Source organism: Leifsonia sp. 466MF (assembly GCF_900100265.1).
In the GTDB taxonomy this organism is placed as follows: domain Bacteria; phylum Actinomycetota; class Actinomycetes; order Actinomycetales; family Microbacteriaceae; genus Leifsonia.
This window is the reverse complement of sequence record NZ_LT629696.1, coordinates 660,353-675,234: the sequence shown is the minus strand read 5'-3', so window position 1 is coordinate 675,234 and position 14,882 is coordinate 660,353. Positions and strand designations below refer to the sequence as shown.

The following is a 14,882-nucleotide window of genomic DNA, read 5'->3' as shown; positions in this document are numbered from 1 at the left end:
GGTCTGGCTGCCGCTTAGATCTCGTCGATCGACGACGACTCGAAGCGGGAGGAGATGTTGATGCCGAGCTCCTCCGCGGCGCGGAAGGCCTCGTCGTCAGAGTCGCGCAGGCTGACCGCCTGGCCGTCGGCCGACAGGACCTCCACGTTCAGGCAGAGGGACTGCATCTCCTTGATGAGCACCTTGAAGGACTCCGGGATGCCCGGCTCCTGGATGTTCTCACCCTTGACGATGGCCTCGTACACCTTGACGCGGCCGAGGATGTCATCCGACTTGATGGTCAGGAGCTCCTGCAGCGCGTACGCGGCGCCGTAGGCCTCGAGGGCCCACACCTCCATCTCACCGAAGCGCTGACCACCGAACTGCGCCTTACCACCGAGCGGCTGCTGGGTGATCATCGAGTACGGACCGGTCGAACGGGCGTGGATCTTGTCGTCGACCAGGTGGTGCAGCTTCAGGATGTACATGTAGCCGACCGACACAGGGTCCGGGTACGGCTCGCCGGAGCGGCCGTCGAACAGCTGCGTCTTACCGGAGGAACCGATCAGGCGGTCGCCGTCGCGGGTCGGGAGGGTCGAGTCGAGCAGACCTGCGATCTCCTCCTCCTTCGCGCCGTCGAACACCGGGGTCGCGACCTTCGTGTTCGGCTCGGCCGAGAAGGCGGCCTCGGGGAGCTCAGCGGCCCACTTCGGCTTGCCCTTGATCTCCCAGCCGTTCTTGGCGATCCACCCGAGGTGGATCTCCAGGACCTGACCGAAGTTCATTCGACCGGGGACACCCAGCGGGTTGAGGATGACGTCGACCGGGGTCCCGTCGGCGAGGAACGGCATGTCCTCGACCGGAAGGATCTTGGAGATGACGCCCTTGTTGCCGTGACGGCCGGCGAGCTTGTCGCCCGCGGTGATCTTGCGCTTCTGAGCGATGTAGACCACCACGCGCTGGTTCACGCCGGAGCCGAGCTCGTCGTCGCCGTCCTGCGAGTCGAAGACCTTGACACCGATGACGGTGCCCTCCTCGCCGTGCGGGACCTTGAGGGAGGTGTCGCGCACCTCGCGGCTCTTCTCGTTGAAGATCGCGCGGAGCAGGCGCTCCTCGGCCGACAGCTCGGTCTCGCCCTTCGGCGTGACCTTGCCGACGAGGATGTCGCCGGGGCGCACCTCGGCGCCGATGCGGATGATGCCGCGCTCGTCGAGGTCGGCCAGGAGGTCCGGGCTGACGTTCGGGAGGTCGCGGGTGATCTCCTCCTTGCCGAGCTTGGTGTCGCGGGCGTCGACCTCGTACTCCTCGATGTGGATCGAGGAGAGGGTGTCGTCCTTCACCAGGTTCTGGCTGAGGATGATCGCATCCTCGAAGTTGTGACCCTCCCACGGCATGAACGCGACGAGCAGGTTCTTGCCGAGCGCGAGCTCACCGTTCTCGGTCGCGGGACCGTCGGCGACGACCTCGCCCTGCTCGATGCGGTCGCCCTCGTCCACGATCACGCGGTGGTTGTAGGACGTGCCCTGGTTCGAGCGGTCGAACTTGCGCAGGTAGTAGGTCTGGTACGTGCCGTCGTCCGCCTGGACGGTGACCGCGTCGGCCGAGACCTCGGTGACGACACCGGACTTCTCGGCGGTGATCACGTCACCGGCGTCGATGGCCGCGTAGCCCTCCATACCGGTTCCGACGACCGGGCTCTCCGAGCGGAGCAGCGGCACCGCCTGGCGCTGCATGTTCGCACCCATGAGGGCTCGGTTGGCGTCGTCGTGCTCGAGGAAGGGGATCAGCGACGTACCGACCGACACCATCTGGCGCGGCGAGACGTCCATGTAGCCGATCTCCTCGGCGGGGATCAGGTCGACCTCGCCGCCCTTCTGACGGGCGAGGACGCGCTCCTCCACGAAGTGGCCGTTCGCGTCGAGCGGGGCGTTCGCCTGCGCGACGACGAAGTCGTCCTCTTCGGAGGCCGTGAGGTAGTCGATCTGGTCGGTGACCCGGCCGTCGACGACCTTGCGGTACGGCGTCTCGATGAAGCCGAAGGAGTTGATCCGCGCGAACGACGCGAGCGAGCCGATCAGACCGATGTTCGGGCCTTCCGGCGTCTCGATCGGGCACATGCGGCCGTAGTGCGACGGGTGGACGTCACGGACCTCGACGCCGGCACGCTCACGGCTCAGACCACCGGGGCCGAGCGCGGAGAGGCGACGCTTGTGGGTCAGGCCCGCGAGCGGGTTGTTCTGGTCCATGAACTGCGACAGCTGCGACGTTCCGAAGAACTCCTTGATCGCCGCGACGACGGGTCGCACGTTGATCAGGGTCTGCGGCGTGATCGCCTCGATGTCCTGCGTGGTCATGCGCTCGCGGACGACGCGCTCCATGCGGGAGAGACCGGTGCGGACCTGGTTCTGGATGAGCTCGCCGACGGCGCGGATGCGACGGTTGCCGAAGTGGTCGATGTCGTCGATGTCGAGGCGGATGTCCGTCTCGACGCCGTTGCGGAGACCCTTGATCGTGGTCTGGCCGTCGTGCAGGGCGACCAGGTACTTGATCGTGGCGATGATGTCCTGAACGGTCAGCACCGACTCCGACAGCGGGGCCTCGAGGCCGAGCTTGCGGTTGATCTTGTAACGGCCGACCTTGGCGAGGTCGTAGCGCTTCGGGTTGAAGTAGAAGTTGTCGAGCAGTGCACGCGCGGCCTCGGCGGCGACCTGCTCGCCCGGACGCAGCTTGCGGTAGATGTCCTTGAGCGCCTCCTCCTTGGTGAGGATGGCGTCCTTCTCGAGGGTCAGCTCGATGGACTGGTACCCGGCGAACTCGGAGAGGATCTCCTCGCTGGTGAGGCCGAGGGCCTTCAGGAACACCGTGACCGACTGCTTGCGCTTGCGGTCGATGCGGACACCGACCTGGTCGCGCTTGTCGATCTCGAACTCGAGCCACGCACCGCGGCTCGGGATCACGCGTGCCGAGAAGATGTCCTTGTCGGACGTCTTGTCGGGGGTGGCCTCGAAGTACACGCCCGGGGAGCGGACGAGCTGCGAGACGACGACACGCTCGGTGCCGTTGATGATGAAGGTGCCCTTCTCGGTCATGAGCGGGAAGTCGCCCATGAAGACCGTCTGGGTCTTGATCTCACCGGTGAGGTGGTTCATGAACTCGGCCTCGACGTAGAGCGGGGCAGCGTAGGTCTTGCCCTTCTCCTTGCACTCGTCGATCGAGTACTTCTTCTCCTCGAGGAACGGGTTCGTGAACGAGAGCTGCATGGTCTCGCCGAGGTCCTCGATGGGAGAGATCTCCTCGAAGATCTCCTCGAGGCCCGTGTTGGCGGGAAGATCCTGACGGCCCTGGGCCTCGGCTTCTGCGACGCGAGCCTTCCACGCGTCGTTGCCGACCAGCCAGTCGAAGCTCTCGGTCTGCAGTGCGAGCAGATCGGGAACGGTCAGGGTGTCCGTGATCTTGGCGAAGGAGAGTCGGGATGCGGCTCGTCCGTTCTTGGGTGTCTTGTCGGTGTTGGTTGCGTTGCGCGCAGCAGCCAAGGAAATAACCTCCGGGGCCCCGTCGGGCCAGTTACTGTCGGTCGTGTATCTATCAGGACGAGAACTCCCAGTCACGTCGCGCTGCCGTATCTGACCCGAAAGAACGGGCCCAGGCACACGCGGAGAAAGTCAGAGCCGACCGCAATATGAAGGCAGAAGTTTGACTGGGAGCGCAAAGAACAACTATATGTCAATCGGACGCGCCGTGTCCAGTCTTTTCTTGACCGGAGACACGTCCTGATGTATAACGCGACTCTCGCGGTGCTATTCCCGGGGCTCCCGGCCGGAGATCCGGCCGGATTCAGCGCTGGCGCGGGTGGTACGTCGGCAGGGTGTCGACGGTCGCGATGACAGCCTCTTCACGGGATCGCGGAGCCCAGCCGAGCACGGTGATCGCCTTCTGCGCGGTGGCGCGCCGTGCCGTCCCGGTGTCGGGGAGGGAGTCGCGGACGCGGCGGCTGAACGGGGCGACCGCTCGCAGCATCCACTCGGGCATGAGCTTGGTGCTGACCCGTCGGCCTGCCGCCTCGCCGAGATGACCGCGGATGAGCAGCGCGACCTCCTGCGCCGACATGACCTCGCCGGCGATGGCGAGGAAACGCTGCCCGGCGGCCTCCGGCCGCGTCATGGCGAGGAGGTGGAGTGCGGCGACGTCGCGCACGTCGACGATGCCGAAGTGCACGTCGGGAAGGCGCGGGAGGCGTCCCTCCTTCACCAGGCGCACCAGTTCGACCGACGTCGAGATGTCCGGGCCGAGCACCGGGCCGAGGATGCCGACCGGGTTCACGGTGGCGAGCTCGAGGCCTCCGCCCTCCGCCGCGACGAAGGCCCACGCCGCGCGCTCGGCGATGGTCTTCGACTGCACGTACGGGCTCAGCCGGCGGCCGCTGTCGAGGTCGGTCCAGTCCTCCTCGGTGAAGGGCCGGTCGGTCGGCGGATGCCCGTAGCCGATCGCCGCGAAGGATGAGGTGAGCACGACGCGCTCGACGCCGCCGTCCCGGGCGGCATGCAGCACGCGCAGGGCGCCGTCGCGCGCCGGGACGATCAGGTCGTCCGCGTCCTTCGGCTGGGAGGAGGGGAACGGCGAGGCGACGTGCAGGACGAACCGGCAGCCGGCGACGGCGTCGGCCCATCCGTCGTCGGAGGTCAGGTCGGCGATGGCGAACTCGAGCCGGTCGCCCGGGTCGTCGACACCGCCCGCCGCGAGCTGCTGCCGGACGTCCGCGGCCCGCGCGGGAGTGCGGATCGTGGTGCGCACCCGGTAGCCGGCGTCGAGCAACGCGAGGATGCAGTGCGCGCCGAGGAATCCGGAGCCGCCGGTCACGAGCACCAGGTCGGCCGGCGGGGTGGAGGGCGGCGTTGCCGCGTTCGGGTCGCTCACTCCCCCATCCTTCCCCGGGGGCGTGCCGTTGGGAAGCGGCGCGGGCGACCCGTCAGGAGCGGACGAGCGCGATCGCCTGCGCGCGGTCGCGCACGGCGAGCTTGGCGAAGATCGCGTTGATGTGCGTCTTGACCGTCGCAACGCTGACGAAGAGGGAGCGCGCGATCTCGGCGTTGCTCAGTCCGTCGCCGATCAAGGCGAGCACCTCGGCCTCGCGCCGCGTCAGGGAGGGGAAGCGGGCGAGCAGGGCGCCTGCCGCATCCACCTCGGTGACCGGAGCGGGCGCAGCGCCGGTGAGCGCGCCGATGACGCGCGCTCCGACCTCCGGAGCAAGCGTCGTCTGCCCGCTGGCGACGGCACGCACGGCCGCGGCGAGCTCGGCGCGGCCGGCGTCCTTCGTCAGATAGCCGCGCGCTCCAGCACGCAGCGCACCGACGATCGACTCGTCGTCGGCGTACGTGGTGAGGATGAGCACCGCGGTCTCCGGTGCGACCTCGCGCACGCGGGCGGTCGCCCCCGCGCCGTCGAGCACCGGCATCCGGAGGTCCATGAGCAGGACATCGGGATGCGCGGCCACGGCGAGCGCGACCGCCTCCTCGCCGTCGGCGGCCTCGCCGACCACCTCGATGTCGGGCAGCAGGCCGAGCACGGTGACCAGGCCGTCGCGGATGATCGCCTGATCGTCGGCGACCGCGACCCGGATGCGCGCCTCGCCGGTCACCGCAGCATCGCCTCCGCCGTCAGGACGAACCGGCCGTCGACCGCTGCGGCCTGAACCGAGCCACCGGACGGCAGCGCAGCGAAGCGCTCGCCCATCCCCTCGAGCCCGTAGTGGCCGCCGGATGCGGCGAGCGCCGACACCGGGGATCCGGCCGCGCCGGCGGGGGTCGCCGGGAGCGGATTGGAGACGATGACGCGCACGCGGTCATCCTGCCAGACCAGCTCGGCTGCGACGGGTTCGCCGGGCGCATGCTTTCGGGCGTTGCTCAAGGCCTCCTGAAGGGCGCGCTGCAACGCCTCGGCCTGCTGCGCGGTGAGTTCCGTGCCGGCGCCCGTCACCCGGAGCTCCGCCCGCCCGCCGAGCGAGCGGTGCGCCGCGATCAGGTCGTCCAGGGCCGCCCGGAGCGCGGCGGCCGGCACCGGTTCCGCGCCGGCGGGCTCCGGGTCGCGCAGGGCGGCGACGGCGCGACGGGCCTCACCGAGCCCGTCGGCGGCCAGGCCGCGGGCGGCGACCACCCGCGAGCGGGCGCCGTCGGCGTCGCCGGACTCGAGGAGCGCATCCACCGCATCCAGCTGGATGACGAGCCCGCCGAGGCTGTGCGCCAGGACGTCGTGGAGGTCGCGTGCGATGGCGATGCGCGACGCCTCCTCCTTCATCGCGACCGCGCGCTCGCGGAGGAGAACCGCCTGCTCCTCCGCCACCCGGAACTGCCGCCGGCTGAGACCGGCGAAGACGCCCAGCAGCATCCCGCCCATCATGCCGAGGAGGTTCGGGATGTCGGTCCCGCTGGGGACGGCGCCGACCGCGACCAGGGCGATGCCGACGCCGCCGACGAGCAGTCCGAGCCACAGCGGATCCCGTGGGTCGCCCAGTACGACGAGCACGCCGATCGCGGCGGGGACGACCGTGAGACCGTCCGTGGGCGCCGCGACCAGCGCGCCGACGACAACGACGACCACCGCGCAGGCGAAAGCGGTGCGACGGAGTCCGGCCTTCGCCAGCGCGCTGCGCACCACCCACAGCACCACGGAGATCAGCCCGAGGACGAGCACCCACACCGGGCGATGCTCGGTGTGGGTGCGGATCAGCGCGTAGCCGATGGCCCCGGCGCCCACGGCGGTCAGGGCCAGGGCGAGCCAACTGGGGCGGACGGAGACGTTCACTCGACCATCATGCTGCCCGAGGCCTCCGCGCGCCGCCGGTTCACGCGGCGAGGGCGGCGTGACGGTCGAGGCGCGCCGCGAACACCGCGGTGCGAGCGAGCCGGTTCGCCGCGAAGACCAGCAGGATGATGCCGGTCGCGGCGACCAGGTGCGACCCGGCCTGGGCTGCGAGCACGTCCACCCCGACGCGGACCACGATGACGGCCACCCACAGCACCAGCCCGAACACGCCGGTGCGCGACTCGTAGACGGCCACCTCGGACGGGTTCTTGCCGACGACCGGCTCGGGCAGGCGGCGGAAGTGGGCGATCCCGCCGATCCACGCACCGATGGCGAGGGAGAGCACGACCTCGCCGGCGACCACCGCGATGTCGAGCGGGGTGATGGTCGTCGGCTTCACCTGCTGCACGAGCTGCACCGCGCCGACGACAGCGAGGATGACGGGCATCCGCCACATCTTCGCGACCACCACGGGCCGCCAGGTCAGCTGCCGGTAGCCGACCCATCCGATGAGCAGCAGGATGAGGAGAGCGTTGCCGAGGGTCTGGACGGTCATGATCGCCTTTCGGAAAGAGCGGATGCTGGGCGGAGCCTGCCGGAATCTCCGGCACCACTCCAGCGTCGCGCCCCGCTGTTCCGGGCGGCACCGCCCGCGGGTGGAGGTCGGGTGGAGATCGCGGGTGGAGGTCACGCGTGGAGATCGCGGCGCTTCCGCGCGCATCCACCGCGACTAGGCTGCCGGTGTGTCTCCGAACCCGACCCCCCAGAACCCCTCGGTCGTCCTCTCGGAGAGCGGCTACCTGGCGACCGTTGAGCCCGACCGGTTCGTGCCCGGCGCCTACCAGCTCGTCGTCGACGGCACCCCGCAGTCGCACGTCAACCTCGACGACCCGTCCCAGCTCTTCTTCGAGTACATCCAGCGGATGGGCAACGTCATCGACCTGATCGGCGACCCCGGCCAGCCCATCACGGCCGTGCACCTCGGGGCGGGCGCGCTGACACTCCCCCGGTACATCGCCTACACGCGCCCCGGTTCGCGGCAGCAGGTCGTCGAGCTGGAGAGCCGCCTGGTGGACCTGGTGCGCGAGCAGCTCCCGCTCCCCCGCTATGCGCAGATCCGCATCCGACACGGCGACGCGCGCGAGGTCGTCGGCAAGCTGCCGAACGGCTTGCGCGGCGAGGTCGATCTGCTGGTGGTGGACATCTTCAGCGGGTCGCGCACGCCCGCCCACGTCACGAGCGCCGAGTTCTACCGCTCGGCGGTCTCGCTGCTGAAGCCGGACGGCATCGTGCTCGTGAACGTCGCGGACGGACCGCCGCTCAGCTTCGCCCGCAGCCAGGTGTCGACGCTCGGCTCCGTCGTCGAGAATGTCGCGGCGCTCGCCGAGACCCAGGTGCTGAAGGGCCGCCGCTTCGGGAACGTGGTGCTCGTCGGATCGAACTCGCCGCTCCCCCTGGAGTGGCTGCCGCGCCTGCTGGCGAGCGGGCCGCATCCCGCGAAGGCCGTGGCGGGCGAAGAGCTGCGGACGTTCGCCGCGGGCGCGCCGATCGTGACCGACGCGACCAGCGTGCCGTCCCCGCCTCCCGCGCGCAGCATTTTCCAAAGCGGCACCCGCCGCGACTAGCGCCGCGCCTCGCGGTCAGGCGTGCCGGAAGGACACCGGCTGACCTGGACGCAGCTGGGCGAACGCATCGAGCGAGCCGTCGGCCACCACCGCGATGACCGGGTACCCGCCGGTGACCGGATGGTCGGCGAGCAGCACCGTCGGGCGGCCGTCGGGCGAGACCTGCACGGCGCCGGCGACCATCGGCTCGCTCGGCAGCTCGCGACGGATCGCCCGCTCCAGCAGCGGATCGGGATGCGGCGTCAGGCCCGCCGCGTGCGCGGGCGCCCGCACGGGGTCGAGCCGCGCGCCGATGCGGTCGCTCTCGGCGGCGACGCGCCACTCGACGGAGAAGAAGGACTCCAGCGCCCGGCGGGTGAACCAGTCGGCCCGAGGGCCCGGGTGAGCGCGCACCTCGACGCCCTCGGGTGTCGGGTCGGCAACCGGGACGAAGTCCAGCAGCGGGAGGTCGGAGCCGGAATGCTCGCCGATCGGTACCAGCTCGCCCGCCTGCAGAGGTGCAGGCCCGAGACCGGCCAGAGTGTCGCGGGAGCGTGACCCGAGCACCGGAGTCTCGGCCACCCCGCCGCGCACGGCCAGGTACCATCGCAGTCCGGCCGTCGCGGACCCCATCCGCAGGAGCTGTCCGGGCCGCGCCCGCACAGCCTGGTGCGCATCCACCGGGCGATCGTCGAGGAGCAGCGGGCCGGTCGCTCCGGTCACGGCGAACCAGGTGTCGCGCTCGAAGCGCGCCTCGAACCCGCCGAGGAGCACCTCGAGCCCGGCGTCGCCCTCGTCGTTGCCCAGCAGCCGGTTGCCCAGCCGCAGCGCGGCGCGGTCGAGGGCACCCGACCGGCCGACGCCGAGGGCGGCGAAGCCGGGGCGCCCGAGATCCTGGACGAGCGTGAGGGCACCAGGGCTCACGATGCGCAGGCCGCTCATCGCACCTCCCGGAAGCGCACGACCGCTCCCGGCCGGAGCAGCGCGGGAGGATCGGCCGTCTCATCCCAGAGCGTCGCGTCGGTGCGGCCGATGAGTTGCCAGCCGCCCGGGCTCGACCGTGGATAGACACCGCTGAACGTCCCTGCGAGGCCGACCGACCCCGGCGGCACCGCCGTGCGCGGCGTCGCGCGGCGCGGGACCTCCAGCGCGTCCGCGCCCGCCGGGCCGTCGCTCACGAGGTAGGCGAAGCCGGGCGCGAAGCCGCCGAATGCGACGCGCCACGGGGTTCCGGTGTGGAACGCGACGACCTGCGCCTCGGTCCGCCCGGTGAGCCGGGCGACCTCCGCGAGATCGTCGCCGTCATAGCGGACATCGAGCTCGACGACCCGCTCCTCGACCGCCCCGGCGGGAAGCGGCGCGGTGCGCTCGACCCAGCCGCGGGCTGCGCTGAGCGAGAGGATGCGCGGCTCGACCACGACCGCGATCGTGCGGGCGGCGGGCACCAGCTCCACGACGCCGTCCGGCCGCGAGGCGTCGAGCCCGCGGAACAGCGCGAGCACGGCATCCAGCCCGTCCAGCTCCACGAGCAGGGCGTGGTCGCCGTAGGGCAGGATGCGCGCGGTCACGCGAACGGCTCCACACTCACGCCCGCCCCCGCGAGCGCATCGCGTACGGCCAGCGCCATCGCGACCGCGCCCGGGGTGTCGCCGTGGACGCACAACGAGTCGACTCCGACGGGGATGTCGGTGCCGTCAGCGGCGACGACGCGGCCCTCGGTGACCATGCGCACGGCCCGCGCGGCGATCTCCTCGTCGTCGGAGAGCAGCGCGCCCGGTTCGGTGCGCGGCACCAGCGTGCCGTCGGAGCGGTAGCCCCGGTCGACGAACGCTTCGCGGACGAACCGGACCCCGGCTTCTCCGGCTGCCCGCTCGACGGCGGAGCCGGCCAGTCCGAGCAGGGCGAGCGTCGGGTCGAAGGCGACCACCGCATCCACCACGGCCCGCGCCTGACCCGCGTCGTGCACGATGCGGTTGTAGAGGGCGCCGTGGGGCTTGACGTAGCGAATGGCCGTTCCCGCGACCCGGGCAAGGCCCTCGAGCGCGGCGAGCTGGTACAGCACCTCGTCGCGGAGCTCGCCGGCGGGCATGTCCATCGCGCGCCGCCCGAATCCCGCGAGGTCACGATAGGAGACGTGGGCGCCGACGGTCACGCCGTTCGCGGCGGCCTCGCGGCAGGTCGCGAGCATCGTCGACGGGTCGCCGGCGTGGAACCCGCAGGCCACATTGGCACTGGAGACCACCCGCAGCAGTGCGGCGTCGTCGCCCATCGACCAGGCGCCGAACGACTCCCCCAGGTCGCTGTTGAGGTCGACGGAACGGCTCATGCCCCTATTGTGGCGTGCGCCCCGGGCCCGCGGGCCGCACGGGCACGGTGCGCACGTACCTTCGCACGGTTGCCGCAGCGCTGCATCGAACACCAGCGCCGGGTGCCGCTGCGCGAGGTGTCGAGGTAGACGAGCTCGCAGTCGTCGGCCGAGCACTCGCGGATGCGGCCGTCGACGTCCGGGCCGAAGAGGCGCACCGCATCCCGTGCGATGGTGCCGAGGGCCTGATGCGGACGCGCGTTCGTGCGCCCCGCCTGGCGGCCGCCCCCGGCGAGGACCGGCGGGATGTCGGGAGTCGCCGCGAAGAGGTTGACGATGTCGACGTCGTCGGGCGACAACTCGTCGCCGCGGCTGGCCTGCCGGGCGAGGCGGGCGATCGCGGTCCGGAGGGTGCGGGCGTCGCGGAACTCGCGGTCCCCCGCCGTCTGCGCGACCTCGGGGAACCTCTCGACCAGCCACGCGTTGAGGCCGTGAGCGTCGCGGACGGCGTGCCGGTCGGGGTCGGCGTCGCCGTCGGCCGCGTGCGCGAACTCACCGGTGTAGGCGAAGTCGAGCGCGAGCGACCCGGAGTCGAACCACCAGCGCTGACCGTCGCTCGGTTCCATCCACTGACCGGTGCCTCGGGTGAGAATCGCTTCCGTCGCCATGTAACCAACATAGTCGGTTACCGCAAGCCTCCCGGCGCGGGCGTCGCGTCCACCAGCCTAGCCGCCGGCCGGCCACCGTCCGTGGGTCGCAACACGCCGTTATGGGCGTGCCATAACGGCGCGTTGCGACCCACCGACGGCCGGGCGACGGACCGGAAGCGGCCAGCGGCGCCCTGGCATACTGGGCGGATGACCGCCACCCGCCCGGACCCGACCGCTCCGCTCGAGGGCGTGACCGTCCGCCTGCGCGCCCTCACCCTCGACGACCTGCCGGACCTGTTCGACGCGATCGGGCATCCCGAGGTCTTCGCCGGAGGCTGGGGAGGCGGTCCGGCGGCCTATCGCGACACCTACGAGGAGTGGCGGGAGTTCATCCTCCGCTACCTCGCCTGGGACACCGCGAACGTGACCGCCGTCGTGCTCCGCGACGGCGACCGGTTGGTCGGCACGACCACGCTGGGCGACTTCGACCTGGCCAACCGCTCCGCCCACATCGGCTGGACGGCGTACGCGCCGGAGACCTGGGGCACGCTGGTGAACGCCGAGACCAAGCGGCTGCTGCTCGGGACGGCGTTCCACCACGGCTTCGAGCGAGTCAAACTGCAGGCGGATGTGCTCAATGCGCGGTCGCGCGCCGCCATTCTCCGCCTCGGCGCGCAGTTCGAGGGCGTCCTGCGGCACACCCAGCTGCGCGCGGACGGGACCTGGCGCGACACGGCCGTGTACTCCATCCTCAGCGAGGAATGGCCGAGCGTGCGGGACGGCCTGGACGCTCGCCTCGGCGTCGCGCACTCCTGACGGCGTCGCCGCGAACAGCCGCCGGGACCGCTACTCGGTCGCTGCCGCCGCGGCCGTGCGCCGCTGCGCCGGCGACACCTCGCGGTGCTGCCAGGAGATGAGGTTCGCGGCATCGAAACGGCGGCTGCACGCACCGCAGGCGAGCGCGCGCGCCGGCTTCCGGTAGCGGTAGTGCGTGTGCCCGTTCGGGCAGGTGCCCACCCAAGGCGCCAGGTCGTCGGCGATCGCCCCGCCGTGCAGGCGCTTGCCCTCGTATCCGAGGTCGAGCGCGATGGCGCGCCAGCGCGGCCCGTGCCCGGCGCGGGAGCCGGCGAGCGCGTGGGCCACCTCATGGAGGAGGATCTGGTGGATCTCGTCGTCCTCGTACCGCGCCGCCAGGTACCGCGAGACCGTGATCCGCTTCGACGTGTAGTTGCAGAGGCCAGCGCGCGTCTTGGCGTTGTCGAAACCGAAGCTCCACACGGCCGGGTCGAGGTGCAGGGCGATCAGCGCCTCCGCCCACCGGCGCACACGGTCGAGTTCGGCCATCAGCGACGGTTCCCGTCCGGAGCGCTCCCTACCTCCATGACGTGCATCCTACGCGTGATCGGGGTCGCCCTCGCCGCGCTCCCCACGTGCGGCTCCGCGCTGCGCGTCGAGCGCAGACTGCACGACGGCGACCGCGGTCAGCGCCGCCTGGATCTCAGCCGGCGACGCGCCCAGCTTCTCGCGCAGGAACACGGCCGCGGTCATGTCCGCCAGCGCGTTCTCGTAGTCGCCGGTGTCGAAGTACACCTTGCCCCGGCTCTGGATGGCGAACGCCTCCAACGCCGTCCACTCGCGACCGCGCGCCTCGTCGACGCATCCGGTCAGCTCCACGACGGCCTCATCGGACTTGCCCTGGTACTGCAGGACCTGGGCACGGCGGATGCGCGCTCCGAGCAGCTGCTCGCGGTCGCCGGTGAAGCGCGCCTGACGGACCGCTTCGTTGCCGATCTCGATCGCCTCGTCGAGCCGGCCCAGCAGCCGCAGCAGAACGGTCTTCTCGTTGAGCGCGCTGAGACTGCGCAAGCTGCCCAGCTCCTCCAGACGCTCGCCGGCAGCGCGCAGATCGACGCGTTCGCGCAGGGTGGTCGGATCGTATCCGAGGATGATGCTCAGGGTTCTGCTCCCGATCGGTGGTTCCCCCCAAGACTACCCGCAGGAGCGGCCGCACCCGGGTGAAGGTCAGCCGGGGCGTTTGACCGCCTGCGCGGGAACGAGCGGCGCCTCGACGAGCCGGTCGTCGCCGGAACGGGGCGAACCGCGCCCGTCGGTGTTGTTCGTGAGCAGCCACAAGCGGTCACCGACGGCGACCACGTCGCGCAGCCGGCCGAGCTCGCCCTCGAAGAACGGTGCCGCTGTCACCGGGGCGGCGCCATCGGTCGGCCAGGCGGTCCACAGCCGCTCGCCGCGCAGCGCGGCCAGGAAGATCGTGTCGCCGACGACCGCGAGACCGCTGGGGCTCGCTGCATCCGTCGGCCACTGGTACACCGGGTCCGTGTACTTCGGGTCGCCCCCGACACCCTCGACGGTGGGCCATCCGTAGTTCGAGCCCGGACGGATGATGTTGAGCTCGTCCCAGGTGTTCTGGCCGAACTCGCTCGCCCACATCGTGCCGCGCGAATCCCAGCCGATCCCCTGCGGGTTGCGGTGCCCGTACGACCAGACCGGCGAGCCGGGGAACGGGTTGTCGCCCGGCACCTGTCCCTCCGGCGTGATCCGCAGGATCTTGCCGCCGAGCGAGGCGACATCCTGGGCGTTGCCCGGGTTCGAGGCATCGCCGGCGGTGACGTAGAGCATCCCGTCGGGGCCGAACGCGAGCCGTCCGCCGTCGTGGTTCGACGCCTTCGGGATGCCGGTGAGCACGGGCTCCGGCGCCCCGATCGCGTAGCTGCCCGGCACCCCCGACAGGGGCAGCCGCACGACCCGGTTGTCGTCGGCGGTGGTGAGGTACGCGTAGAGGTACTTCGGTGCGGACTCGGCCTGCACCGCGAGTCCGAGCAGGCCGCTCTCGCCGGCGTGGACGACGCCGGCGACGGTGCCGACCGTGCGGAGTCCGCCCTGCGGCAGCCGCTCCCGGATGGTGCCCGAGTCGCGCTCGCTGATCAGCGCCGACCCGCTCGGCAGCGGGACGACAGACCAGGGCGACTCCAGCCCCGTCTCGAGCACGGTCGTCTGCCCGCTCGGCTGCCAGGGGATCGCGGCGACCGCAGCCGAGGTGCCGGTCGGCCGCGGCGTCGCTGTGGGCGTGCGCGTGACCGTCGGCGTCGGAGGCGGGGTCGAGCATCCCGCGAGAACGAGCACGGCCGCCGTCAGAGCCAGGAGGCTCAGGCGGCGGCCGTGACGGAACATCGCGACTCCCGGTCGTCAGTCGACGACGCGGACGTCCTTCCAGAACGCGACGTAATTGCTGTAGTCCTTGCCCACCCGGTCGAAGGAGCTCGGGTACGGAGTGGGATAGCTCCACGCGCGATCCTGCAGCAGACCGTCATCCGACTTCACGGAGAAGTACTGGCACTCGCCCTTCCACGGACACGTGTAAGGGGTGGCGCTCTCCACGAGGTACTCGGAATTGACGCTCGCCGGAGGGAAGTACCAGTTGCCCTCGATGCGGATGAGGTCCTCCTGCGGGGCCTCGGCGATCACGGTGTCGTTCAGCACGGCTTTCATCGATTAAAACCTCCTGTGCACGGCAACGTACGCCGACGG

General features: G+C 71.1%; 15 protein-coding genes. 2 read left to right on the top strand and 13 right to left on the bottom strand.

All coding sequences use genetic code 11. The features are described from left to right. Positions 1-14: 14 nt before the first annotated feature. From rpoB to BLR91_RS03135, 5 genes are all read right to left on the bottom strand, one after another. Positions 15-3,512, bottom strand: coding sequence for a DNA-directed RNA polymerase subunit beta (rpoB, locus tag BLR91_RS03155; RefSeq protein WP_018191996.1), 3,498 nt, complete (start codon positions 3,510-3,512; stop codon positions 15-17). A gap of 301 nt (positions 3,513-3,813) precedes the next feature. Further along, positions 3,814-4,893 carry an SDR family oxidoreductase gene (locus BLR91_RS03150; protein WP_089877115.1) on the bottom strand — a complete coding sequence of 360 codons (1,080 nt, stop codon included), beginning with the start codon at positions 4,891-4,893 and terminating at the stop codon, positions 3,814-3,816. Positions 4,894-4,945: 52 nt separating this feature from the next. Then, a complete protein-coding gene (locus BLR91_RS03145) occupies positions 4,946-5,614 on the bottom strand; it encodes a response regulator (RefSeq protein ID WP_089877117.1) in 669 nt (222 codons plus the stop codon). Next, positions 5,611-6,777, bottom strand: coding sequence for a sensor histidine kinase (locus BLR91_RS03140; RefSeq protein ID WP_089877120.1), 1,167 nt, complete (start codon positions 6,775-6,777; stop codon positions 5,611-5,613). The genes BLR91_RS03145 and BLR91_RS03140 overlap by 4 nt, the downstream gene beginning before the upstream one ends. 40 nt (positions 6,778-6,817) lie before the next feature. After that, positions 6,818-7,333 (bottom strand): hypothetical protein, encoded by a 516-nt coding sequence (locus BLR91_RS03135; protein WP_089877123.1) that lies wholly within the window; start codon positions 7,331-7,333, stop codon positions 6,818-6,820. Positions 7,334-7,520: 187 nt separating this feature from the next. On the opposite strand from BLR91_RS03135, the gene BLR91_RS03130 reads away from it, so the two are divergent. Further along, positions 7,521-8,402 carry a spermidine synthase gene (locus BLR91_RS03130; protein WP_018192001.1) on the top strand — a complete coding sequence of 294 codons (882 nt, stop codon included), beginning with the start codon at positions 7,521-7,523 and terminating at the stop codon, positions 8,400-8,402. Positions 8,403-8,417: 15 nt separating this feature from the next. Here BLR91_RS03130 and BLR91_RS03125 read toward each other — a convergent pair whose 3' ends face one another. The 4 genes from BLR91_RS03125 to BLR91_RS03110 are packed head-to-tail and all read right to left on the bottom strand — an operon-like array spanning position 8,418 to position 11,354. After that, positions 8,418-9,323: a biotin-dependent carboxyltransferase family protein gene (locus BLR91_RS03125; RefSeq protein WP_089877125.1), complete on the bottom strand. Its 906-nt coding sequence runs from the start codon at positions 9,321-9,323 to the stop codon at positions 8,418-8,420. Then, positions 9,320-9,949 (bottom strand): 5-oxoprolinase subunit B family protein, encoded by a 630-nt coding sequence (locus BLR91_RS03120; RefSeq protein WP_089877127.1) that lies wholly within the window; start codon positions 9,947-9,949, stop codon positions 9,320-9,322. Before BLR91_RS03120 ends, BLR91_RS03125 begins: the two co-directional genes overlap by 4 nt. Then, complete coding sequence (locus BLR91_RS03115; protein WP_089877130.1) at positions 9,946-10,707, bottom strand: LamB/YcsF family protein; 762 nt, start codon at positions 10,705-10,707, stop codon at positions 9,946-9,948. The genes BLR91_RS03120 and BLR91_RS03115 overlap by 4 nt, the downstream gene beginning before the upstream one ends. Continuing rightward, positions 10,704-11,354: a CGNR zinc finger domain-containing protein gene (locus BLR91_RS03110; RefSeq protein WP_231918808.1), complete on the bottom strand. Its 651-nt coding sequence runs from the start codon at positions 11,352-11,354 to the stop codon at positions 10,704-10,706. The genes BLR91_RS03115 and BLR91_RS03110 overlap by 4 nt, the downstream gene beginning before the upstream one ends. Before the next feature lie 189 nt (positions 11,355-11,543). On the opposite strand from BLR91_RS03110, the gene BLR91_RS03105 reads away from it, so the two are divergent. Next, the gene (locus BLR91_RS03105) at positions 11,544-12,152 is read left to right on the top strand and encodes a GNAT family N-acetyltransferase (RefSeq protein ID WP_089877136.1); all 609 of its coding nucleotides are present in this window, start codon (positions 11,544-11,546) and stop codon (positions 12,150-12,152) included. A gap of 30 nt (positions 12,153-12,182) precedes the next feature. Here BLR91_RS03105 and BLR91_RS03100 read toward each other — a convergent pair whose 3' ends face one another. From BLR91_RS03100 to BLR91_RS03085, 4 genes are all read right to left on the bottom strand, one after another. After that, positions 12,183-12,680: a SprT-like domain-containing protein gene (locus BLR91_RS03100; protein WP_018192007.1), complete on the bottom strand. Its 498-nt coding sequence runs from the start codon at positions 12,678-12,680 to the stop codon at positions 12,183-12,185. A gap of 48 nt (positions 12,681-12,728) precedes the next feature. Then, positions 12,729-13,202: a hypothetical protein gene (locus tag BLR91_RS03095; protein WP_018192008.1), complete on the bottom strand. Its 474-nt coding sequence runs from the start codon at positions 13,200-13,202 to the stop codon at positions 12,729-12,731. Positions 13,203-13,358: 156 nt separating this feature from the next. Further along, positions 13,359-14,525: a PQQ-dependent sugar dehydrogenase gene (locus BLR91_RS03090; protein ID WP_089877138.1), complete on the bottom strand. Its 1,167-nt coding sequence runs from the start codon at positions 14,523-14,525 to the stop codon at positions 13,359-13,361. Positions 14,526-14,540: 15 nt separating this feature from the next. Continuing rightward, positions 14,541-14,843, bottom strand: a complete 303-nt coding sequence (locus tag BLR91_RS03085; protein WP_018192010.1) for a DUF427 domain-containing protein — start codon at positions 14,841-14,843, stop codon at positions 14,541-14,543. Positions 14,844-14,882: the final 39 nt, after the last annotated feature.

What these genes read in the sequence shown, in the direction of transcription:
- BLR91_RS03135 (WP_089877123.1), bottom strand. Translation starts at nt 7,333, where the DNA reads ATGACCGTCCAGACCCTCGGCAACGCTCTCCTCATCCTGCTGCTCATC.
- BLR91_RS03125 (WP_089877125.1), bottom strand. Translation starts at nt 9,323, where the DNA reads ATGAGCGGCCTGCGCATCGTGAGCCCTGGTGCCCTCACGCTCGTCCAG.
- BLR91_RS03115 (WP_089877130.1), bottom strand. Translation starts at nt 10,707, where the DNA reads ATGAGCCGTTCCGTCGACCTCAACAGCGACCTGGGGGAGTCGTTCGGC.
- BLR91_RS03110 (WP_231918808.1), bottom strand. Translation starts at nt 11,354, where the DNA reads ATGGCGACGGAAGCGATTCTCACCCGAGGCACCGGTCAGTGGATGGAA.
- BLR91_RS03105 (WP_089877136.1), top strand. Translation starts at nt 11,544, where the DNA reads ATGACCGCCACCCGCCCGGACCCGACCGCTCCGCTCGAGGGCGTGACC.
- BLR91_RS03100 (WP_018192007.1), bottom strand. Translation starts at nt 12,680, where the DNA reads ATGGCCGAACTCGACCGTGTGCGCCGGTGGGCGGAGGCGCTGATCGCC.
- BLR91_RS03090 (WP_089877138.1), bottom strand. Translation starts at nt 14,525, where the DNA reads ATGTTCCGTCACGGCCGCCGCCTGAGCCTCCTGGCTCTGACGGCGGCC.
- BLR91_RS03085 (WP_018192010.1), bottom strand. Translation starts at nt 14,843, where the DNA reads ATGAAAGCCGTGCTGAACGACACCGTGATCGCCGAGGCCCCGCAGGAG.